A 21,693-nucleotide genomic window follows, 5' to 3' on the forward strand; every position below is an offset into this window, starting at 1 on the left:
CATGGCCAGCAAGATCGGCGTCTATTTTGACGTACAGAACATCGGCGGCGGCCTGGATGTGGAAGCCCTGGCCGAACAGGTCCGCAGCAAATGGAGCGACCTCACCCCTGTGGTAAAAGTGCTGCCCATGCTGAGCGTGGCCGAAGACGAAGTGCGTGCCGACATCGAAGCCAACGGCCTTGACGGCGTGCTCTTCTGCGGTGCCAGCCCCCGCGACGAAGCTACCCCCTGGCAGCTGCCCGTGCAGGTGGAACACGTGAACCTGCGCGAACAGTGCGTGCTCGCCTACAAGAACCCCGACGGTTCCGCCGTCAGCGGCGCGGCTCCCGCCCTGCTGACCCAGATGGCCACCGACTACGTGAACATGGGCGTGGTCAAACTGCAGAAGAGCAACATGCCCGAATCTGCGGCCATCGAAGGCATCAAGCGCATCCTGGTCATCGGTGGCGGCTGGACCGGCCTCACCGCCGCCCAGGAAGCCGCCAAGACCGGCTATGAAGTCATCCTGGTGGAAAAGGCCGACAAGCTCGGCGGCGCGGTCAACAACATGCCCATGGGCTCGCCCCTGCAGGCTCCCTGGGAAGACCGCCAGCCCACCAACCTGGCCGAAAAGATCGCCGCTGTGACCGGCAACAGCAGCATCACCGTGCTGCTGAACTCCCACATGGCCAAACTGGAAGGCCAGCCCGGCGAGTTCAAGGCCACCGTGGCCACCGCCAACGGCGAACAGACCTTCGACATCGGCTCCGTGGTCCTGGCCACCGGCTGGGTGCCGCTGGCTGAAAAGTATCTGGAAAGCATGGGCCTGGGCGTGAACCCCAAGGTCGTCCATGCCGCCCAGTTCGCCAAGATGCTGGGCGAAGGCAAGGTCGACGCCCGCCGCATCGCCTTCGTGCTCGACACCACCATCGCCGAAGAAGCCCTGCAGAAGGCCGCTGACGAAGCCGCCGCTGCCGAGGCCGAAGCCCCCGCCGAAGCTCCCGCCGAGGAAGAAGAAAAGGGCTTCGTCAAGGAGAACCTGGAAAGCATCAAGCACCTGCGTTACTCCAACGCCGTCAACAGCGTGGGCATGCTGCGCATGGCCAACATCATCTGTGACAAGACCGATGACGCCGTGCAGGCCTTCGTGCTGTACAAGGACATGACCATCCCCGGCATCCTGGAACGCTTCTACAAGAAGATGCAGGACCGTCTGGGCCTGATGATGACCAAGGCCGACGTGACCGACATCCGTGATGCCGGCAACCACATGGTGGTCAGCTGCAAGAACACCCTGCTGGGCATGGACTTCGATCTGGATGTGGATCTGGTGGTGCTGCCCACGGGCGTCGTGCCCACGACCGCCAAGGACGTGGTGGTGGAATTCGACTACCGTCAGGGCCCCGACTTCCCGGATCTGCAGCTCTTCGACGGTTTCGCGGACTCCAACTACATCTGCTTCCCCTACGAAACCCGCCGTACCGGTGTCTACGCCGCCGGTTGCGTGCGTCAGCCCCAGACCCTGGACGCCTGTGAAGAAGACGCCCGCGGTGCCGTGCTCAAAGCCATCCAGTGTGTGGAAGCCGCTTCCCACGGTGTGGCCGTGCATCCCCGCTCCGGCGACAATTCCTACCCGGTGTTCAACTTCGTGCGCTGCACCCAGTGCAAGCGCTGCACCGAAGAATGTCCCTTCGGCGCCCTGGACGACGACGAAAAGGGTACGCCCAAACCCAACCCGGCCCGCTGCCGTCGTTGCGGTACCTGCTTCGGCGCCTGCCCCGAGCGCGTGATCTCCTTTGCCAACTACAACATCGACCAGATCGGTTCCATGATCCGCGAAGTTGTGGTGCCCAAGGACTTCAAGAAGGAAGGCCCCCGCATCCTCATCCTGGCCTGCGAAAACGACGCCTACCCCGCCCTGGATATGGCCGGTATGCGCCGCAAGGCCTGGAGCCCGTACTGCCGCATCATCCCCGTGCGCTGCCTCGGCTCCGTCAACGCCATCTGGGTGTCTGACGCCATGAGCAAGGGCTTCGACGGCGTGCTGCTGCTGGGCTGCAAATATGGCGAAGACTACCAGTGCCACTTCATCAAGGGTTCCGAGATCTGCAACCGCCGCAAGGAAAACATCGCCGAGACCCTGAACCGTCTGGGCGTGCAGCCCGAGCGCGTTGACCAGCTCGAAGTGGCCATCGACGAATATGACAAGGTGCCGGACATGATCGACGAATTCGTCGCTCGCATCGTGGAACTCGGCCCCAACCCGTTCAAGGGCATGTAGGAGGAAGGCTGCAATGGCACAGAATATTCTCAAGCCGGATTCCACCTTTACGCGGGAGCTGATGGAAGCGGGCGGCGAAAGCCTGAAAAAATGCTATCAGTGCGCCACCTGCTCCGTGGCCTGCCCCATGGCTCCGGAAAACGCTCCCTACCCCCGCAAGGAAATGGTGTGGGCGTCCTGGGGCCTCAAGGAAAAGCTGGCCACCGACGTGGACCTGTGGCTCTGCCACAACTGCGGCAACTGCGCGGACCTCTGCCCCCGTGGTGCCCGTCCCGCCGACGTCATGGGCGCTGCCCGCAACATGGTCTACCGCGATCTGACCGAGCCCACCATCGTGGGCAAGTGGATGAGCAAGCCCTCCGGTCTGCCCTTCCTCTTCGCCATCCCGGCCCTGCTGTGGCTCTTCATCTGGTGGATCCGCGCCGGCTTCAATGACGGCAACTGGTTCCCCCGCGCCGCCGACGGCCGCATCGTGTTCGGTCAGGTGTTCTATGGTGACTACACCATCGACCCCATCTTCATGATCACCTTCTTCGGGGCCTGCTTCATCCTCTACAAGGGCGTGCGCAAGCTCTGGGGCATGTTCAAGCCTGAAGGCCGCCTGACCGTGCTTGGCAAGACCAAGGCCTGGTACTGGCACCTGCTGGACGTGCTCATCGACGAAGTGGTCACCCACCGCAAGTTCGACGACTGCGAAGCTGGTCCTAAGACCGGTACCTATGTGCCCAACCGCAAGGCCGGCCACATGATCCTGGTCTACAGCTTCGTCATCCTGGCCTTCGTGACGGCCGTTGTGGCTCTGGGCCACTGGGGCGGCAAGATCATCCCGCTCATCAAGATCGAGACCCCCATGCCGCTGCTGTACCCTGTGAAGATCCTGGCCAACCTCGGCGCCATCATGCTGGTCTGTGGCCTGGCCATGCTCACCGCCCGCCGTCTGAAGCTGAACCCCAAGCATCAGGGTTCGAGCTGGTATGACTGGTACCTGCTGGGCATCATCTGGCTGGTGGCCGTGACGGGCATCCTGTCCCAGGTCTTCCGCCTGGCCGATGCCATCCAGCCCGCCTTTGTGGTGTACTATCTGCATCTGGTCTTTGTGTGGATGCTCTTTGCCTACCTGCCGTGGTCCAAGCTCGGTCACTTCGTGTACCGCACCGCGGCCCTGCTGTTCGTCCGCATGTACGGACGCGGCTACTAGGATGGTCTTCCGGGCCGTCGCCCCGTGACGACGGCCCGCACAGGCTCACACTGCAAAACACCGTTCTCCGAGGAGGAGGCCGAAAATGTCTGATACCGCTCGCAAAATGTTCCCTGTGGAAACCGTCCTGGCCCTGGCCGTCGCCAAGAAGGGCGCGGACGTGAAAGATATCGCCGGTTACATCACCGGTCGCAGCATCGTCTGTGACGCCTGCGCCGCCGCCGTGGCTCCCTTCGCCGCTGCCTGGCTGGCCAAGCTGTCCCCCAAGTTCCTGGACATGAACTACAAAGACGGTGACAACTGGGGCGACTTCGTCAACCAGGGTGCCCGTCTGCTGGGCGACACCATCTCCCTGACCCCCATGGATGACTGCCTGAAGAACGCCGTCGCCACCGTGCTCGACATGATGGACGACATGCACGGCACCATGGTCAGCCAGCGCGCCGAGATCGCCACCCTGCGCCAGCAGGTGGAGACCCTGGCCCCCTATCAGGGCAAGGCTGAAGAACTGCAGAAGAAGTGCGACAAGCTGGAAGACACCATCAAGACCATGAAGACCGACATGGGCGGTCTGCGCCGTCAGGTGGCCGAATTCCAGGGCAAGGTCGCCATCAACCATGACGAACTGATGCAGAGCATCAAGGACGCCATCAAGGACAACCTGAAGAACATCACCGTGGGTGTGGCTGCTGCCGGCGTGGCCGGTGAAGCCGCCGCCGAAGAACCCGCCCAGGAAGAAGGCGGCGTGCCGGACGATTTCGGTTTCGGCACCAGCGGCGCCAACTCCGACGGCTTCGGCTTCTAGTCCCAAGTCAAGGCATCGCCTTTCAAGGCGCGTCCGTTCCGGCGGGCGCGCCTTTTTTCGTGGTCGCCCAGCGCGGAGTAAAAGGGGCAGTGCCCCCTGCCCGGGATTAGGAGGAGCCATAGCGCGACAGCCAGCCGTCCAATGGACGGCCGCGGCCCGGGCCCAGGGCCTGGTCGCCTGCGCGGCGAAGCGGCAAGGGGGGGGGCCTGCGCGGCCCCAGCCCTCCTGCCCCGCCGTGCCCCGCGTCAGGTCCCCGGTTTCATCACGGCGCGCCGTAGGCGGGGCGGCACCACGCCTTCGGCGTACGCCGCCAAAGCGGCGAGCTCAATGGGGGGAGAAGGGCGTTGGAGAAATCGTGGGGCAGTCTGCTGGATGAGGAACAAGGGAATGAAAAGCCTAGGAACGGGGGCTCGATGGAGGGGATGACGACCTTGCCCAAGCGGCGCGCTCAATACATAGAGAAGACAGGCCATACGTGGCAGGGCCGGGCAGAAGCAGGAGTGATGGTCCAGCCGGAGAGAAAGCCGGGCCGCTCCTGATGGAGCGGCCGGCCAATAAAGCACGTTTGGAGGAGGATGGAGGGAGCTTGAGGGGGGAAGGAGGGACCTTTAGCTCGCGCGTAAAGGTCCCTCCTTCCCCCCTCAAAAAATCCGGTTCCGCTCTTGCCAATATCCCTTTGCCGCTACAGCGAAAGCAGCGTCATGGCTATGGGGATGGTGATGACGGAAAGGATGGTCGACAGGCTGACCATCAGGGCGCCGAATTCGGCATCGGTCTTGTAATAGGCGCTCAGGATGGAGATCTGCATCATGCAGGGCAGGCCGGACTGGATGATGAACACCTTTTCCATAAGCTCGGGCAGCTCAACGAAATACAGCATGCCTGCCAGGATGAGGGGGCAGGCCACCATCTTGCCCAGCAAGGCCAGCATCAGGTCCCGCGAAAGGCGCAGATGTCGCAGATCCATCTTGTAGAGGCAGATGCCGATGAATATCAGGGCCAGCGGCGTGGTAAGATTGCCCAGATAGCGGGCGGCATTCTGGACGAAGCCCGGCAGCCGGAAATCCAGCAGGGTCAGGGCCGCCCCGGCCAAAAAGCCCAGCATGGGCGGCGAGAACACGTGGCGTACGTTGTCCAGCACGCTGTCATGACCGCGCAGTTCCTCGTTGTCGTGACTTATGGCATAGTTGCCGATGGTCCAGAAAAAGGTGGTGTTGGCAAAGAAATACAGCAGCACATAGGGGGCCGCAGCCTCGCCGAACAGGGCCATGTTGACCGGCAGGCCGATGAAGACCGTATTGGACGTGGCGAAGCTGGTACAGAACAGGCCCAAGTGCCGCCGCTCCACGCGTGTGGCCCTGGCCACCAGCAACGCCACGCCAAAGGTCATCAGGATGCTGAGCAGCGGAAAGAACGAGCCGTAGAGCAGATGGACAAGGTCGTCCCGACCGAAAGAATGGGTGATGGTATAAAAGAGATAGGGCGGCAGGGCCACGGAGGAAACCAGCCGGGGCAGCAAGATCTGGGTCTCGGGTGTGAACCAGCCCTTGCGGGCCAGCACATACGCCAGCGAGACGATGAGCAGCAGGCCAAAGATACTCTGAAGAGCGTGGAAGAAAACCATGATGGCACCTGTACGGCAGGAAACTCCTGCCTGAAAAAACGGTCCCGCACTGCAGCGGCGGCAATGCGGGACCATCGGAGAACGGACGGCCTCCGGCTTTCCGGCCATCACACCGGTCCCGGAGAGCCGGACGGATGCCCGGGAGGAACAGGCACGGCATCACAGGGGATGACGGCACGGCGCCGTCCCTCCTGCGGGCGCCTGGTCTGGCCGGGAAAACGTCCTAGACCTTCTTGTACATGGCGCCGCTGTCAGCGGAGCTCACCATGCTGGCGTAACGGCGCAGCACGGGATAGGGGCATTCCTTCTGCGGCGGCACCAGCTCGGCGCGACGGCGGGCCAGTTCGGCCTCGTCCACCAGCAGGTCCAGCTTGCGGTTGGGGATGTCCACCAGGATGCGGTCACCGTCACGCACCAGGGCGATGGGGCCACCGTTGGCGGCTTCGGGCGAGATGTGGCCGATGGCCGCACCGTTGGTACCGCCGGAGAAGCGGCCGTCGGTGAACAGGGCCACGTCCTTGCCCAGGCCCATGCCGGTGATGGCGGCGGTGGGGGACAGCATCTCGCGCATGCCGGGGCCGCCCTTGGGACCTTCGTAACGCACCACCACACCGTCGCCGGGCTTGATCTTGCCGTCGAGGATGGCGTGCATGGCGTCTTCTTCGCTCTCGAACACGCGGGCGGTCACTTCGCGGCGCATCATCTCGGGCGCCACGGCGGACTGCTTGACCACGGCGCCGTCAGGGGCCAGCGAGCCGCGCAGGATGGCGATGCCGCCCTCCTTGGAGTAGGCATTGTCGATGGTGTGGATCACGTCCGTATCCAGGATGCGGGCGTTGCGTTCCTTCAGGTTCTCGCCCACGGTCTTGCCGGTGACGGTCATGCAGTCCTTGCGGATCAGATCCAGCTTGTCCAGCTCGCTCATGACGGCCGGGATGCCGCCGGCGTTCTCCAGATCCACCATGTAGTGGTGGCCGGCGGGGGAAAGCTTGCAGAGATTGGGGCTCTTGCGGCTCACTTCGTCGAAGACGGACAGGTCGATGTCCAGACCGGCTTCATGGAAGATGGCGGGCAGGTGCAGGGTGGTGTTGGTGGAGCAGCCCAGGGCCATGTCCACGGCGATGGCATTTTCCACGGCGCCGCGGGTGACGATGTCGCGGGGACGGATGTTGCGCTTCACCAGATCCATGACGCGCATGCCGGCCTGCTTGGCCAGACGCACACGGGCCGCATGCACGGCCGGGATGGTGCCGTTGCCGGGCAGGGCCACACCGATGGTCTCGGCCAGGCAGTTCATGGAGTTGGCCGTGAACATGCCCGCACAGGAACCGCAGCCGGGGCAGGCGCGTTCTTCCCACTGGGTCAGTTCTTCTTCGCTCATCTGGCCGTTGCGCACGCGGCCCACGCCCTCGAACAGGGTGATGAGGTCGCCCTGCTTGCCGGGGGTCAGGGTACCGGGCAGCATGGGGCCGCCGGAGACCAGCACCGAGGGGATGTTCAGGCGCATCATGGCCATGAGCATGCCGGGCACGCACTTGTCGCAGTTGGGGATGAAGACCAGGGCGTCGAAGGCATGGGCGCGGGCCATGATCTCGATGGAGTCGGCGATGAACTCGCGCGAAGGCAGGGAGAAGCGCATGCCTTCGTGGTTCATGGCGATGCCGTCGCACACGGCGATGGCGGGGAATTCCAGGGGGGTGCCGCCGGCCATGCGCACACCGGCCTTGACGGCCTCGGCCAGCTTGCCCAGGTGCAGGTGGCCGGGCACCACTTCACTGGCGGCGTTGACCACGCCCACCAGAGGACGTTCCATTTCCTCGTGGGTCAGGCCCAGGGCATAAAGCAGGGAACGGTGAGGGGCCTTTTCCAGGCCGGATTTCATTTTTTTGCTGTTCTCTTCCATGACGGTATCCTTTGGACGTTTGTCAGCGGCCCGCGCGGCGGCAGAAGGCCGCAAAAGGATCGCGCGGGGATCTTGTGCATGGGCGTCACGGGGGCAGCGGCGCGGCAGCCCGCCGCATGGTGGCGTTGAGGGCGGGGCGGGACCGCCGGTAAGGCGGCCGCTCCCGGAGCGGCTGGGCCGCGTCCTCCGGTGCGCTGTTTGTGCGTGCGCTCAATGTTTTTTCATACGCAAAAAGCCGGAGGCCGTAAACACTTGTCCCCGGCAGACAGCCGGTCCGCAGGGCACGCCGCGCCCCATTCCCGGCTTGTGGCACGCCGCAAAGTGGGCTAGGTTTTCCCGCATGGAAAACAGGACGACTCCCCCCTCCACGCCAAGCCTGGCGCGTCGCTATATATGCAAGCTGCTGGCCAACGTGGCTTCCGTGCCGGTCTATCTGGCCATGGAAGCCATCCTGCCCCGTGCCCTGGGCCCGGCCATGTACGGCAATTACAGTTTTGCCACCAACTTTTTCCAGCAGCTGTTCATGTTCCTGGACATGGGCACGTCCACCTGCTTCTACAATGCCCTGTCCCGGCGCCAGTCCGAAACGGGCCTCATCAGCTTCTACATGCGGCTCAGCCTGCTCATCGCCGTCATCAGCCTGCTCATCGCCGGCGCCATGCAGGTGCCCCTCGTCGGCAACTGGCTCATGCCCGACGTGCCCCTGTGGCTGGCCCCGCTGGCCGCCATCTGGGCCTTTCTGACCTGGTGGGGCCGCGTGCTCCGCTCCATGAACGATGCTGTGGGCGCCACCGTGCAGTCCGAGATGGTGCGCACCGTGGTCTCGCTCTCGGCCGTAGTCCTGCTCATCGGCCTGTTCCTGCTGGACTGGCTGAACATCTTCAGCCTTTTCGGCCAGCAATACGCCATGCTGGGCGTCACGGCCCTGGGCTACTGGATCGTCACCCGGCGCCACTGGGAGCGCTGCTATGGCGGCCCGGACGCCACCTTCTGCCTGCGCCTGAGTGCCGACAGCAACAAGGCCTACCGTCACGAATTCTTCACCTACAGCCATCCGCTCTTCGTCCAGGCCCTGCTCATCTTCCTCATGGCCGCCGCGGAACGCTGGCTGCTGCAGTGGTTCGACGGCAGCGCCGAGCAGGGCTATTTCGCCCTGGGCCACAAGGTCTGTCTGGCCTGTCTGATGTTCGTCTCGGCCATGACGCCGCTGGTCATGCGCGAGCTCTCCATCGCCTGGGGGCAGCGCGACCTCCAGCTCATGGGCCGCCTGGTCAACCGCTTCGCCCCCCTGATCTATGCCGTGGCCGCCTACTTCGCCTGCTTCAGCATGGCCGAGGGCCCGGCCCTGGTGCGCATCTTCGGGGGCGCGGAGTTCACCGCCGCCATCCTGCCCGTGCAGATCATGGCCCTCTACCCCCTGCACCAGTCCTATCTGCAGCTGGCCAGCTCCGTGTTCCACGCCTCGGGCCGTACCCGCGAACTGCGCAACCTCACCCTGCTGGAATGCGTCTACGGCATGACCACGGCCTGGTTCCTGCTGGCGCCCGAAGCTTACGGCGGCCTGCATCTGGGGGCCGTGGGCCTGTCCATCAAGACCATCGCCGTGCAATGCGTGACCGTCAACATCTGCCTCTGGCGCGCCTCGCGCTTTGTGCCCATCCGGCTGCTGCCCATCATGCTGCACGAGATCTGGTGTGTGCTGGTGCTGGCCGCCGTGGCCTTTGCCTGCCGCGAGCTCACCCTCATGCTGGGCCTGGGCGGCATCGACTCCCTGCTGCGCTTCCTGATCTCCGGCGTCGTCTACACCCTGGCCGCCGCGCTTACGGCCCTGCTCATCCCCCAGCTGCTGGGCATGAGCCGCGCCGAGATGCGCGAAAAGATCCGGAAGCTGCGTGCCCGCCTGGGACGCTGACAGCTACGGCAGCAAGAGAAGAGACGCCCCGGGACAACGGTCTCTGAAGGCTGAAGATACAGGCCGCTGCCCCTGTGGGAGACAGGACGGTCTGCCGGGCTCCTGCCAGCAGCAGAGCATGATACAGAGAAGCAGATGGCCCGGGCATAGTCTCTGGCAGGGCGGACACCGGGAAAATCGGCAAGCCGGGGCCATCCCCCTTGCAATATTTCTGTCCCGGGACTAGTTTTTTGCTTCCGGCTGGGGGAGCCTACGGGCTGAGAAAGGGTGCAAGGACCCTGACCCCTAGGGCCGCCGTGCGGTCCTGCACCTGATGCAGATAGTGCTGTCGAAGGGAAGCTGGCAACGTGCGCTCTTTTTGCGCCCAACGTGCCCGTTTCGCCCTCTTGCAAGGTGGACGGGTTTTTTTGTGGAGGCAGTATGCAACTCACCATCAATGGCGAAGCCTGTACCTGTGCCGAAGGCCTGACCGTGGCGGCCCTGCTGCGGGAGCGGGAACACGATGCCACCGCCGTGGTCGTGGAACACAACGGCCAGATCGTGCCCGCCGCGGACTTCGCGGCCACCGCCCTGAACGAGGGCGACGTGCTGGAGATCGTGCAGTTCGTGGGCGGCGGTTAGCCGCCGGCACGACGACGTTTTTTTCTTCCTCTGCGCCCAGTGCGCACCGCGCGGCCCGGTCGGCCGCAGGAGACCATCATGAGCGATTTTCAGAACAACGATCCCCTCATCATCGGCGGCGTGGAACTGCAGAGCCGCCTGTTCATCGGTACCGGCAAATACAGCAATGACGCCCTCATCCCCGACGTCTGCGCCAGCAGCGGCGCGCAGGTGATCACCGTGGCCATGCGCCGCGTGGAAAAAGGCCAGCAGGGCATCGTGGGCCACATCCCCTCCCACATGCGTCTGCTGCCCAACACCTCCGGCGCCCGCACCGCCGAAGAGGCCGTGCGCCTGGCCCGTCTGGCCCGCGCCGCCGGTTGCGGCGACTGGATCAAGATCGAAGTCATCTCCGATACCCGCCACCTGCTGCCCGACGGCTACGAGACCGCCAAGGCCACCGAGATCCTGGCCAGGGAAGGCTTCACCGTGCTGCCCTACATCAACCCCGACCTCTATGTGGCCCGCGCCTGCGCGGATGCCGGTGCCGCCGCCGTCATGCCCCTGGGCGCGCCCATCGGCACCAACCGCGGCCTGCGCACCCGCGAGATGATCGGCATCCTCATCGAAGAGATCGACCTGCCCATCGTGGTGGACGCCGGTATCGGCCTGCCCTCCCATGCCTGCGAGGCCATGGAGATGGGCGCCGCCGCCTGCCTGGTGAACACCGGCATCGCCTCGTCCACCGATCCGGTGCTCATGGGCCGTGCCTTCCGTCAGGCCGTGGAAGCCGGTCGCGCCGCCTGGCTGGCCGGTCCCGGTGCCGTGCGTGCCTGCGGCGAAGGCGCCCAGGCCTCCTCTCCGCTGACGGGCTTCCTGCGCTAGGTCGGGGGCGGACATGGAAAACTTTCAGCAATATCTGGAAAACAACTGGCCGCGCGAACGCCGCAGCCAGATAGCCGCCAGCGCCACCGAAGACCAGGTGCGCGCCGTGCTGCGCAAGGACTACCTGCAGCCCGCCGACTTCCTGACCCTGCTCTCGCCGGCGGCCGCGCCCCTGCTGGAGCAGATGGCCCAGCGCGCCCATGAGCTGACCCTGCGCTACTTCGGCCGGGCCGTGAACCTGTTCACGCCGCTCTACGTGTCGGACTACTGCACCAACCAGTGCCGTTACTGCGGCTTCAACGCCAACAACAAGCAGCCGCGCCGCCACCTGAGCCCCGAAGAGGCCTACGACGAAGCCAAGGCCATCGCGGACATGGGCCTGCAGCACATCCTGCTGCTCACCGGCGATGCCCGCAAACTCTCCTCGCCCGAGTACATCGCGGAGGTCGCCCGCCGCATCAAGCCCCTGTTCGCCAGCGTGGGCATCGAAGTCTACTCCATGACCGAGGACGAATACCGCCTCATGGTGGAAAGCGGCGTGGACAGCATGACCATGTTCCAGGAGACCTACAATCCCGAGCTCTACGACTGGCTGCATCCGGTGGGCCCCAAGAAGGACTACGCCTTCCGTCTCAACGCCCCCGAGCGCGCCGCCCGCGCGGGCATGCGCTCCCTGGGCCTGGGCGCCCTGCTGGGCCTGGACGAGTTCGAACAGGACGCCTTCGCCACCGGCCTGCACGCCTGGTGGCTGCTGCGCCATTACCCCGGCGTGGACGTGGGCCTGTCCATCCCCCGCATCTGCTCGCACGAGGGCAGTTTCGACATCCCGCACGCCCTCGATGACCGCCGCTTCGTGCAGTATGTGACGGCCCTGCGCTGCTTCCTGCCGCGCTCGTCCATTACCTGCTCCAGCCGCGAGAGCGCCTTCATGCGTGACCACCTGATCCCGCTGGGCGTGACCCGCGTCTCGGCCGGTGTGTCCACCGCCGTGGGCGGCCGCAAGACCCACGCCGACAACAGCGGCCAGTTCGACATCACCGACCACCGCAGCGTGGAACAGATGATCGCCGACCTGACCAAAAACGGCTATCAGGCCGTCATCAAGGACTGGGAAGACCCCACCCTGACCCACGCCTAGGCTGAGTGTTGTGAGGGGAGGGGGCCCCCTCCCCAGCGCGCTTTATTCGGGAGGGACGTCTTTCCGCCGGAAAGACGTCCCTCCTTTTCATACGGGGGCGGGGCAGTCCACCTCTTCATGTGGGCCGGGTTCGCCCGTTGTGGCCGGGTCCCTGTCCATTCCGTGGATGCGGCCCGGAAAGGGCTGTTTCAGGATGAAGTTTGGACGCATCCATCCGTAAACCGTTTTTCAGGGAGTCTGCCATGAGTGAGAACGTATTGCGTCAGGGCCTGACGCGCTATCTTTCCCCGGCCCGGCTGGAGGCCCTGCGGACCGCCCGGGTGGGCGTGGCCGGTGCGGGCGGTCTGGGCTCCAATGCCGTCCTGATGCTGGCCCGCAGCGGTGTGGAACATTTCCTGCTCATCGACGATGACGTGGTGGACGCGTCCAACCTCAACCGGCAGCAGTTCTGGCCCCGGCATCTGGGCCGTCCCAAGGTGGAGGCCCTGGCCGAACTGGTGCGGGAGCTGAACCCCGACGCCCGGGTGGAGACCTGTCGCCTGCGTATCGACGCCGCCAACGTGGACGAGCTGGTGACCCGCTGCCCCCTGTGGCTGGAAGCCATGGACGGCGCGGCGGACAAGCGCCTGCTGGTGGAAAAGGTCATGCTCTCGGGCCGCCGCATCACCAGTGCCTCGGGCATGGGCGGCTTTGGCGGCAAGCCCATGCAAAAACGCGTGCTGGGCAATCTGGTGCTGGTGGGCGACTTCGAGACCGACATCCTCGAATATCCGCCCCTGGCCCCGCGCGTGACCGAGGCCGCGGCCCTGCTGGCCGACGCCATGCTGGAATTCATCCTCACCGGCGTGGAATAGGCCTTTTCTGAGAGGCTCCTCCCCCTGATGCCTTGCGCCTGACGCTGCCCGGCAAGGAAGACGTGCCCACGCCCACAGCTGCCTGTGTCGCCAGAGGGTACGGCTGGCGGCTGCCTCACCGCTACGGACAAAGGGATGGCCCGCCCCTTTTTCTCCATGTCTCCCCATAACGACAGGATGCCCCTTGTCGGCACCTGCCCAGAGCCATGACGAACGTACGGCCCCGGACTGCATGGCAGTCCGGGGCCGTACGTTCTGATAAAGCGCGCTGGGGAGGGGATGGGGAGCTTGAGGGGAGGGGGGACCCCTCTCGCGCCAGCAGAGGGGGCTCCCCTCCCCTCAAAATATGGCCCGCAGGGCCGTGCCCGTTAGCGACAAAGGAAGCTACGGGCATCGACAGCGAAGGGGCCCCCTCAAACAACTAACACGATCCGGCCAGCAGCTGGATGGCGGCCAGATGTTCCAGTTCTTCGCTGAGGGTGAGGGCCTGGCCCAGGCAGGGGGCCGAAGCGCACAGGCCGTGGCGGGTCATCCACACAGCCTCGAAGTCACGGGCTGCCTGTCCCACGGCCTCGGCCAGCTCGCGGGTGCCGGGCTCGAAGGCCGGGGCGTAGCCCAGCCGGGCCCGCCAGACACCGGACTCGAAGACCGGCAGTTTCAAAAAACGCTCCTGCCAGCCCGGCTGGCATTCCAGTTTCAGGGCCAGGGCCAGCAGCTGCCGGGGGTGGGTGTGCAGGATGGCCCCGCACCGGGGCCGGGCCGCATAGACTTCCAGATGCATGAGGCCTTCGCTGGACGAAGGACCGCCGTACAGGGTGGCGCCGCTCCGGGCATCCAGCACGCACAGGTCCCGGAGCGTCAGGCGCCCCTTGGCCGCGCCGCTGCGGGTGATGACGATGCGCTCGCCTTCGGGGCTCTGCCAGCGGCAGCTGGCGTTACCGTTGCAACCGGCCAGCATGCCGCCGTGCCAGGCTTCACGGCAGACTTCGGCCAGCTCCCGGACGATGGACGACGGCAGGGCGGCCAGGGCGATGTCCCGGCCCTGACGCTGATGGAAACAAGGAAAGGGCACGGCTAGGCCTCCGTGGATACGGCAAAATGGTCAAAGCCCTGGAGTGCGTCCAGCGGCTCGTTGTTGCAGGTCAGCTCCCCGTCATCGGTGATGGTGCCGATGCTCATGAAGCCGGGGATGGCCGCATGCAGGATGGGCAGCATGTCCGGGGCGCAGGAGCCCAGCAGGGCGTAATCCTCGCCGCCCAGCAGGGCTTCGTGCACGGGATTGAGCCCGTTCTCGCGGGCATGGCGCACCACTTCGGGATGGAGCATGCCCTGCGGCAGCAGGATGGCCGCGCCCAGGCCGCTGTCCGTGGCGGTGCCCGTGTCGCCTTCGCGCCGGGCCCGGCTCTCGCCGGTGCGGCCCAGCAGGCGCGGCAAATCGCGCATGATGCCGTCGGAAAGATCCATCAGTGCCGGGGGCCGGGCATTGGCGCCCGCACGGGCCAGCATGAGCCCGGCATCCACCTGCGGCACGGGCAAAAGATGCGCGGCGCAGGCAGCGGGCCAGTGCTCCAGCGCGGCCCGGCCTTCCTTTTCCAGTACCTGCAGACCCACGCGGGCCAGGCCCGGACGGCCCACCACGAACAGGCTGTCCCCGGGCATGGAGCCGCCCCGCACGAGGAAGTCCCCGCCCGTGTAGGACTCGCCCCAGATGGTGATGCTCACGTGCAGGAAGGGACTGCGGGACAAGTCGCCGCCCGCCAGGGCCAGACGCTGTTCCTGCGCCAGAGCGGCCATGCCGGAGAAAAAGCGGTCGAGCCACAGCGCATCCACGTCATCGGGCAGGCCCAGGGCCAGGGTGAAGGCCAGCGGGCGGCCGCCGCAGGCCGCGATGTCGCTCACATTGACGGCCAGGGCCTTGTGGCCGATCTCTTCGGGCGTGAAATAGGAGCGCCGGAAGTGGACATCCTCCAGAAAAAGGTCGCTGCTCACGCACAGGGGCGTGCCGGCCTTGAGCACGGCGCAGTCGTCGCCCCTGCCCAGCAGCAGGGAAGGATGCGTGGCCGGGAAATGCCGGGCCAGACAGGCAAGGATGCTGTCTTCAGAAGCGCGCGAAGGCTGGGACATATCAGTCCTCCAGTTGCAGATAGTCGGCCAGGATGACCTTGATCCCGAAACCGGCAAAACTCACCTGTACTTTGTTCGGGGGCATGAGGCCGAGGATCTTGCCCCGGCCGAAGATCTTGTGGCGACAGAAGCAGGGGCGCTTGCCCGCGGCCACGGCCCCGGCGGCCGCCAGCACCGAACCTCCGGCAGCGTCAGCGGCGGGAGCGGCAGGCGCAGCAGCCGGACGCCCCCCCGCGGTGCCTCCCGGCCGTTCGTCCGGGGGCAGCTGGCAGTCATCGGCATCCTGCAGGGCGCGGGTGGCGGCCAGACGCTGGGCCGGGCTGAGCCCGGCAGGGGCGGCAAGGCCCGCATGACGGCCGCGACCAAAGCCCGCGCCGGGGCCGGACGGGGCCGGACGGCCGCCAAAGGGATCGGCGAACATGCCGCCGCGCGCCCGTTTGCTCAGGCCGCCGCCGTAACTTTCCACCCACTCCTCGGTCAGCCCGGCGGGCAGCTCGCGCACGAAGGGGCTCTGGGCCACATGCTGCGTGCCCTGCTCGGCCTTGCTGTAGATGGTGGCCGGCGAATACAGGTCCAGCTCCTGCCGGGCGCGGGTGCAGGCCACGTACATCAGGCGGCGTTCTTCTTCGAAATCTTCGGGCCGTGCCAAGGCGTGGCGCGAGGGGAAGCGGTCCTCCACCAGGTCGATGATCAGCACGGCGTTCCACTCCAGGCCCTTGGCCGAGTGCACCGTGGAGAGGGTGATGCGGCCCTCGTTGTCCTCGTCTTCCTCGTCGGGGGAATCCAGGGCCAGATCGGCCAGGAACAGATCCAGATCGTTGTAGCCCGAGGCCATCTGCAGGATCTCTTCCAGTCCCTGCTGGCGGCGGGGCCAGTCTTCGGGATAGCGGCTCTCCAGCACGGGGCGGTAATGGTCCACGATGAGCTCCAGCGCCGTCACCGGATGCAGCGGGCGGGCGCGCATCTCGGCGATGAAGCGCAGGTCCTCGCGGAAGGAGGGGAAGCGGGCACAGGCCTTGTCCAGGGCCGGGCCGTCGGCGCTCTGGGCCACGTTATAGAGCTTGAGCACGGTCTTGGGGCCGATGCCCTCGTGCAGCTCGGCCACGCGCGAGAAGGCGGGCATGTCCAGCGGGTTGAGCAGCAGGCGGGCGTAGGCCATGACGTCCTTGACGTGGGCCGCCTCGGTGTAGCGCAGGCCGCCGTACTTGCGGAAGGCGATGCCCGCCTGGTTGAGGGCCATTTCCAGATGGTAGGAATGGAACCCCGCCCGGAAGAGCACGGCGATCTCGTGCGGCAGGTGCCGGGTCAGCAGGTCCTCGATGCGGCGCACCACCAGCTTGGCCTGGCTCATGTCGCTGAGGGGCGTCACCAGGCGTACCGGCACGCCGCCCTCCTTGCGGGTGAACAGTTTTTTGCGGAAGGATTCCGTGGCGTTTTCCAGCAGGTTGTTGGCCACGTCCAGGATGGGCTTGGTGGAGCGGTAGTTCTCCTCCAGCCGGATGATGCGGGCCCCGGGGAAAAGCTTGGGAAAATCGAGGATGTTGCGCACGTTGGCGCCACGGAAGGCATAGATGGACTGGGCCTCGTCGCCCACGGCCATGACGTTGCCCGGCGGCATGCCTTCGCCCTCCGGCCCGGCCAGCAGACGCACGATGCGGGCCTGAACCAGGTTGGTGTCCTGATATTCGTCCACCAAAATGTGCGTGTAGCGGCGGCGCAGGTTCTCGGCCGCGCGCTCGTTGGTACGCAGCAGATGCTCCAGCTCAAACAGCAGATCGTCGTAGTCCAGCAGGCCCTTTTCCTTGCGGTAGGCATCGTAGGCCTCGCCCAGCTGCATCAGCGGCTCGGCATAGGGCAGCAGGTGGAAGGCCTCGCGCTGCAGGACCTCGTCCAGGCGCATCTCCTTGTTCCGGGCCTTGCTCAAAAAGCCCACGATGGCCTGGGTGCGCGGGAAGGAGCGGTCGCCCTTGCCCAGCCGGAGATCGTCCTTGCAGGCCTTGACCGCCGCGTTGATGTCCGCGCTGTCCATGACCGTGAAGGGGCGGTCCTCCAGCCAGTCGGGACGGTAACGGCGCAGCACGCCGAAAGCGAAGGAGTGGAAGGTCCCGCCCTGCACCAGGCTCAGGGCATGGTCGGACAGGGCCGCGGCCCGCTGCAGCATCTCCTGCGCCGCCTTGCGGGTGAAGGTGAGCAGCAGCATGGATTCCGGCGGGACGCCGTGATCCGCCAGCCAGGACAGGCGGTAGGTGATGGTGCGGGTCTTGCCGGAACCGGCGCCGGCCACTACCAGGACCGGCCCGTCGCCACAGGTGGCGGCCTCGTATTGGGCGCTGTTGAGCGCGTGCGCGTAATCAATCATCGTTACAGATTAGCATAAAGGCGCTGGGCAGGCCAGAGGAGCCCACAGGGCCATCCCGCCGGGGGGGACCGCGGTGGGTCGTCCCTCCACAGGCTCCAGCCCTCGGCGCATCCTTCCCCTATCCGGTCTCCCCTTCAGTAAAAAAAGGAAAATTCCTCCACCAGTTGACGCCGCCGGACGGGAATCGTAAAGTAGCTTGAAATTTTTTGCACAAAGGATTTTCCATGCCTACGCCTCAAGAAGAATTCCAGAATGCCGTCCTGCGCATCCTGGAAACCGTGATGTTCGAGAACTGGATCCGTTTCTATTTCCTCACTGAAAAGCTGGATGCGCCGGTGGAAGAAGGCGCGGAAAAGCCCCTGTTCGTGGCCATCCCCGAGCAGGGCATGCAGCGCATCAAGGAGCTGTACCCCGATCTGCTGCCCCTGGCCGAGAGCCTGAACGGCAAGGAGATCAGCTTTGCCCTGTCGCAGCAGGCCGTCTGTTCCTTCGTCATGGAACACCTGGACGGCAAGGTCATGCCCCAGCGCATGGCCGAGACCGTGTTCGACAGCACCACCTTCCAGACCCGTATGCAGCTGTTCAACGCCTGGGTACAGATGCACGAGAACCAGCTGGACCAGAACTTCATGGAGTTCGGCAGCTGGCGCGAACTGTTCGCCCAGTGGTGTTCCACGGACCAGGTGAAGGAACTGGCCACCCGCATGGCCGCGCCGCGCGCCGAAGGTAACGGCACCACCCACTAGTCATGGCAGATCCTGTGGCCGCCTCCGGGGCGGCAAGCCCATTCCGCGCCGGGACGGTCCTGCGACCGCCCCGGCCTTCGCTTCTGGACGCCGTGGCGCACAGCGCCGTGCTCCGGGCCCTGGCGGCCTGGCGCGACAACGGCGGCGGGCAGCCCCCCCTGCTGCTGGACGGTACGGCCGGCAACGGCCACGACTGCCTCTTCCTGGCCCGTCAGGCCCCGGCGGGCAGCCTGCTGCTGGCCCTGGACATCCAGGAGGCCGCCCTGCAGGCCAGCCGGGCACGACTGGAGCAGGCAGGCATGGCGGCGCGCTGCTGTGTCTCGGCAGCGGCGGCCTGCGCCCTGTCCCCCCTCCCTTCCGGGACGACGGACATCCGTCTCGTCCTCCATTCCCATGCGGGCCTGCCGGAGCTGCTGGACGCCCTGCCCGAAGCGGACAGGCAACGCCCCCTGCTGGCGGGCATCTTCAATTTCGGCTACCTGCCGGGCACGGACAAACGCTGCACCACCACGGCGGCGGGCAGTCTGGCGGCCGTGGATGCCCTGCTGGAGCGGCTGGCCCCGCAGGGCTGCCTGAGCCTGCACTGCTATACCGGCCATGAAGGCGGCGCCGCCGAAGAGGCCGCCCTTGCCCAACGACTGGCCCGTCTGGAGCCGCGGCGCTGGCGTGTGTTGCACTGCCGGGACGCCAACCGGGAGACCCACGGCGAAAGTATTTTGCTGGCCGAACGCCTGCCGGTACGGCAGCGCTGATCCGCAGACAGGAAGAGCCCCGGAAAGGGCTTTTTTTACAGGATTTTCCTGTCAGAAAAAGCTTGAAAAAATATTTCATGAACTATTTCATAACATAAAAATAGCTATTAAATTCAATAAATTAAAAAAATCGGCCAAGCCTGAAAATAACGGAAATAACCCCCCTTTTTATCCCTAACCTATTGCATTTTCATCATTGCCAGCATAATCTTAGCGTTAAGGATGTATTTGTGTCGCCTGTCCTCGGGCAGGGGCCGGACGGACCGACGGCACGCTTTTCTAGTAGAAGGGAGAGAAAGATGGCTTGGACTCAGGTTTACGAACCTCTGGGAGGCATCGGCCTGTCGGCACTGGCGGCATCCGTACCGCTGATCATTCTGTTCTACATGCTGGCTTTCCGGCAGGCGAAAGGTCATATCGCCGCCGTGGCCGGTCTGGTGGGCGCCCTGCTGGTGGCCATCCTGGTCTGGAAAATGCCGGTAGGCCTGGCAGTCAACTCCGTGGCACTGGGGGCCTGCTTCGGCCTGTTCCCCATCGTCTGGATCGTCATCACGGCCGTGTGGGTCTACAACATGACCGTGGAATCCGGTGAGTTCGAGATCATCAAAGACTCCCTGGCCCGCCTGACGGACGACCGTCGTCTGCAGGCCCTGTTCATCGCCTTCGCCTTCTCCTGCTTCATCGAAGGCACCGCCGGTTTCGGCACCCCCGTGGCCATCGCCGCCGCCATGCTGGTGGGCCTGGGCTTCACCCCGCTGTGGGGCGCCGGTATCGCCCTGATCGCCAACACCGCCCCCGTGGCCTTCGGCGCCATCGGTGTGCCGCTGATCGTGGCCGCCCAGGTGTCCGGCCTTGACCAGATGACCGTCTCCGCCATTGCCGGTCGTCAGCTGCCCCTGCTGTCCCTGATCGTGCCCCTGTGGGTCTGCGTGGTCATGTGCGGCTTCAAGCGTTCCATGGAAGTGCTGCCCGCCATCATCGTGGCCGGTGTGGCCTTTGGCGGCGCCCAGTTCCTGCTGGCCAACTTCCACGGCCCGACCCTGCCCGACATCGGTTCCGCCATCGCCACCATCGTGGCCCTGATGCTGCTGCTCAAGGTCTGGCAGCCCAAGAGCATCTTCCGCTTCGAAGGCGAAGCTCCCTCCAACCTGGAAGGCCAGGGCTATCCTCTGGCCGTCGTGCTGCGCGCCTGGGCCCCGTACCTGGTGCTGGCCGTGTTCGTGTTCTTCTGGGGCCTGGGCTCCTTCAAGGCCATCCTCAACGGCCTGCCCGGCACCGTGTTCAACATCTCCTGGCCCGGCCTGGATGGCGAAGTCATGAAGACCGCCCCCATCGTGCAGGCTGACGCCGTGTACGGCGCCAAGTTCACCTTCAACTGGCTGTCCGCTGGCGGTACCGCCATCCTGCTGTCCGGTCTGGTGTCCGTGCCCTTCATGCCCAAGTACGGTTACGGCAAGGCCATCGCCTGCTTCATGCGTACCCTGAAGCAGCTGACCTTCCCCATCCTGACCATCGCCATGATCCTGGGCCTGGCTTACCTGATGAACTACTCCGGCATGAGCTCCACCCTGGGTCTGGCCTTCACCCACACCGGCTGGCTGTTCCCCTTCTTCTCTCCCCTGCTGGGCTGGCTGGGCGTGTTCCTGACCGGTTCCGACACGTCCTCCTGCGCCCTGTTCGGCGGCATGCAGAAGGACACCGCCCTGGCCGTGGGCATGCGCCCCGAACTGGCCGTGGCCTCCAACGCCTCCGGTGGCGTGACCGCCAAGATGATCTCGCCCCAGTCCCTGTCCGTGGCTACCGCCGCCACCAACAATGCCGGTCAGGAAGGCAAGCTCTTCCGCTTCACCATCGGTCACAGCATCGGCATGACCCTGGTGCTCTGCGTGCTGGCCTACCTGCAGGCTGGTCCCCTTTCCTGGATGCTGCCCTAACGGGTATGGCCCAGGCCTGAGGGCCTGACAGACCAACGTCGGCAAGGGCCCCGGTCTTCCGGGGCCCTTTTCCTGTGTCTGGCGGCCTTCTGCCGCGATGGGCTCCCCGCTGCCGTCCGGCGGCTATGGCAGCTCTGCCCGGACAGGGCCCAGACCGCTTCCGCAAGCGTCTTTCCCGCCCGCACGCCTCTCCCAAAACATGGCCGGTCCAGGGACAAAATCCCTGAACCGGCAAGGCGATGCTACCGCGCCCGAAGCCAGCTTTTTTGACCGCTCCCGCTTTTTTCTTGCAGCGGCCCCGCTCCCCATAGTATGGGAGGCAGGACGGCGTGCCCCCAGGGCCCGACCTGCCCGGAAAGGGCAAAAAAACGCCCGGAAAGCACCGCAGCCGGCGGCCGTACCGGATCGCCGCAGCCCTGACCGGCCACCCCCTGGAAAGGGGAGTGTGCAATATTTTTGTCCCCCCGTATGGCTTCGGCAGGGCTTATGTAAAAAAAATTAAACGGCCTTTTCGCTCATAGCGAACAATAAAAACAATAAAAACAGCAAGATAGAAAAACATTCCTCGCTGGATATTTTGGCACGCCTTATGCAGTAAG

General features: G+C 65.3%; 16 protein-coding genes. 11 read left to right on the forward strand and 5 right to left on the reverse strand.

What is annotated here, in order from left to right:
• Nucleotide 1 precedes the first annotated feature (1 nt).
• The 3 genes from ACQRCJ_RS03040 to ACQRCJ_RS03050 all read left to right on the forward strand — a co-directional run bounded on the left by ACQRCJ_RS03040 (nt 2) and on the right by ACQRCJ_RS03050 (nt 4,263).
• On the forward strand, nt 2-2,260 hold the full coding sequence (locus ACQRCJ_RS03040; RefSeq protein ID WP_303876660.1) for an FAD-dependent oxidoreductase: 2,259 nt from the start codon (nt 2-4) through the stop codon (nt 2,258-2,260).
• Nucleotides 2,261-2,273: 13 nt separating this feature from the next.
• Complete coding sequence (qmoC, locus tag ACQRCJ_RS03045; RefSeq protein WP_168934693.1) at nt 2,274-3,458, forward strand: quinone-interacting membrane-bound oxidoreductase complex subunit QmoC; 1,185 nt, start codon at nt 2,274-2,276, stop codon at nt 3,456-3,458.
• 85 nt (nt 3,459-3,543) lie between these two features.
• Complete coding sequence (locus tag ACQRCJ_RS03050; RefSeq protein ID WP_168934694.1) at nt 3,544-4,263, forward strand: hypothetical protein; 720 nt, start codon at nt 3,544-3,546, stop codon at nt 4,261-4,263.
• 682 nt (nt 4,264-4,945) lie between these two features.
• On the opposite strand, the gene ACQRCJ_RS03055 is transcribed toward ACQRCJ_RS03050, so the two are convergent.
• Entirely contained in the window at nt 4,946-5,887 is a 942-nt protein-coding gene (locus ACQRCJ_RS03055; protein ID WP_168934695.1) for an AEC family transporter, read from the reverse strand.
• A 223-nt stretch (nt 5,888-6,110) separates the two neighbouring features.
• Nucleotides 6,111-7,790, reverse strand: a complete 1,680-nt coding sequence (ilvD, locus tag ACQRCJ_RS03060) for a dihydroxy-acid dehydratase (RefSeq protein ID WP_427799341.1) — start codon at nt 7,788-7,790, stop codon at nt 6,111-6,113.
• A 340-nt stretch (nt 7,791-8,130) separates the two neighbouring features.
• Here ilvD and ACQRCJ_RS03065 point away from each other — a divergent pair, with 340 nt between their 5' ends.
• From ACQRCJ_RS03065 to thiF, 5 genes are all read left to right on the forward strand, one after another.
• Nucleotides 8,131-9,702, forward strand: coding sequence for a lipopolysaccharide biosynthesis protein (locus ACQRCJ_RS03065; RefSeq protein WP_427799342.1), 1,572 nt, complete (start codon nt 8,131-8,133; stop codon nt 9,700-9,702).
• A gap of 420 nt (nt 9,703-10,122) precedes the next feature.
• On the forward strand, nt 10,123-10,323 hold the full coding sequence (thiS, locus tag ACQRCJ_RS03070) for a sulfur carrier protein ThiS (RefSeq protein WP_168934698.1): 201 nt from the start codon (nt 10,123-10,125) through the stop codon (nt 10,321-10,323).
• 78 nt (nt 10,324-10,401) lie between these two features.
• Entirely contained in the window at nt 10,402-11,187 is a 786-nt protein-coding gene (locus ACQRCJ_RS03075; protein WP_168934699.1) for a thiazole synthase, read from the forward strand.
• Between the two features lie 13 nt (nt 11,188-11,200).
• Complete coding sequence (gene thiH / locus ACQRCJ_RS03080) at nt 11,201-12,325, forward strand: 2-iminoacetate synthase ThiH (RefSeq protein ID WP_168934700.1); 1,125 nt, start codon at nt 11,201-11,203, stop codon at nt 12,323-12,325.
• Nucleotides 12,326-12,567: 242 nt separating this feature from the next.
• Entirely contained in the window at nt 12,568-13,179 is a 612-nt protein-coding gene (thiF, locus tag ACQRCJ_RS03085; protein ID WP_168934701.1) for a sulfur carrier protein ThiS adenylyltransferase ThiF, read from the forward strand.
• 421 nt (nt 13,180-13,600) lie between these two features.
• Here thiF and ACQRCJ_RS03090 read toward each other — a convergent pair whose 3' ends face one another.
• From ACQRCJ_RS03090 to ACQRCJ_RS03100, 3 genes are read right to left on the reverse strand one after another with little or no spacing between them, the layout of a single operon-like run.
• The gene (locus ACQRCJ_RS03090) at nt 13,601-14,251 is read right to left on the reverse strand and encodes a class II aldolase/adducin family protein (RefSeq protein ID WP_168934702.1); all 651 of its coding nucleotides are present in this window, start codon (nt 14,249-14,251) and stop codon (nt 13,601-13,603) included.
• Between the two features lie 2 nt (nt 14,252-14,253).
• Entirely contained in the window at nt 14,254-15,303 is a 1,050-nt protein-coding gene (thiL, locus tag ACQRCJ_RS03095) for a thiamine-phosphate kinase (protein WP_304015008.1), read from the reverse strand.
• 1 nt (nt 15,304) lies between these two features.
• Entirely contained in the window at nt 15,305-17,662 is a 2,358-nt protein-coding gene (locus ACQRCJ_RS03100) for an ATP-dependent helicase (RefSeq protein ID WP_427799343.1), read from the reverse strand.
• A 224-nt stretch (nt 17,663-17,886) separates the two neighbouring features.
• Here ACQRCJ_RS03100 and ACQRCJ_RS03105 point away from each other — a divergent pair, with 224 nt between their 5' ends.
• The 3 genes from ACQRCJ_RS03105 to ACQRCJ_RS03115 all read left to right on the forward strand — a co-directional run bounded on the left by ACQRCJ_RS03105 (nt 17,887) and on the right by ACQRCJ_RS03115 (nt 21,094).
• Complete coding sequence (locus ACQRCJ_RS03105; RefSeq protein WP_168934705.1) at nt 17,887-18,408, forward strand: hypothetical protein; 522 nt, start codon at nt 17,887-17,889, stop codon at nt 18,406-18,408.
• Nucleotides 18,409-18,410: 2 nt separating this feature from the next.
• Nucleotides 18,411-19,160 carry a class I SAM-dependent methyltransferase gene (locus tag ACQRCJ_RS03110; RefSeq protein ID WP_300706061.1) on the forward strand — a complete coding sequence of 250 codons (750 nt, stop codon included), beginning with the start codon at nt 18,411-18,413 and terminating at the stop codon, nt 19,158-19,160.
• 299 nt (nt 19,161-19,459) lie between these two features.
• Complete coding sequence (locus tag ACQRCJ_RS03115) at nt 19,460-21,094, forward strand: L-lactate permease (RefSeq protein WP_006008626.1); 1,635 nt, start codon at nt 19,460-19,462, stop codon at nt 21,092-21,094.
• Nucleotides 21,095-21,693 lie beyond the last annotated feature (599 nt).

The organism is Desulfovibrio sp. SGI.102, from assembly GCF_050314315.1.
In the GTDB taxonomy this organism is placed as follows: domain Bacteria; phylum Desulfobacterota; class Desulfovibrionia; order Desulfovibrionales; family Desulfovibrionaceae; genus Desulfovibrio.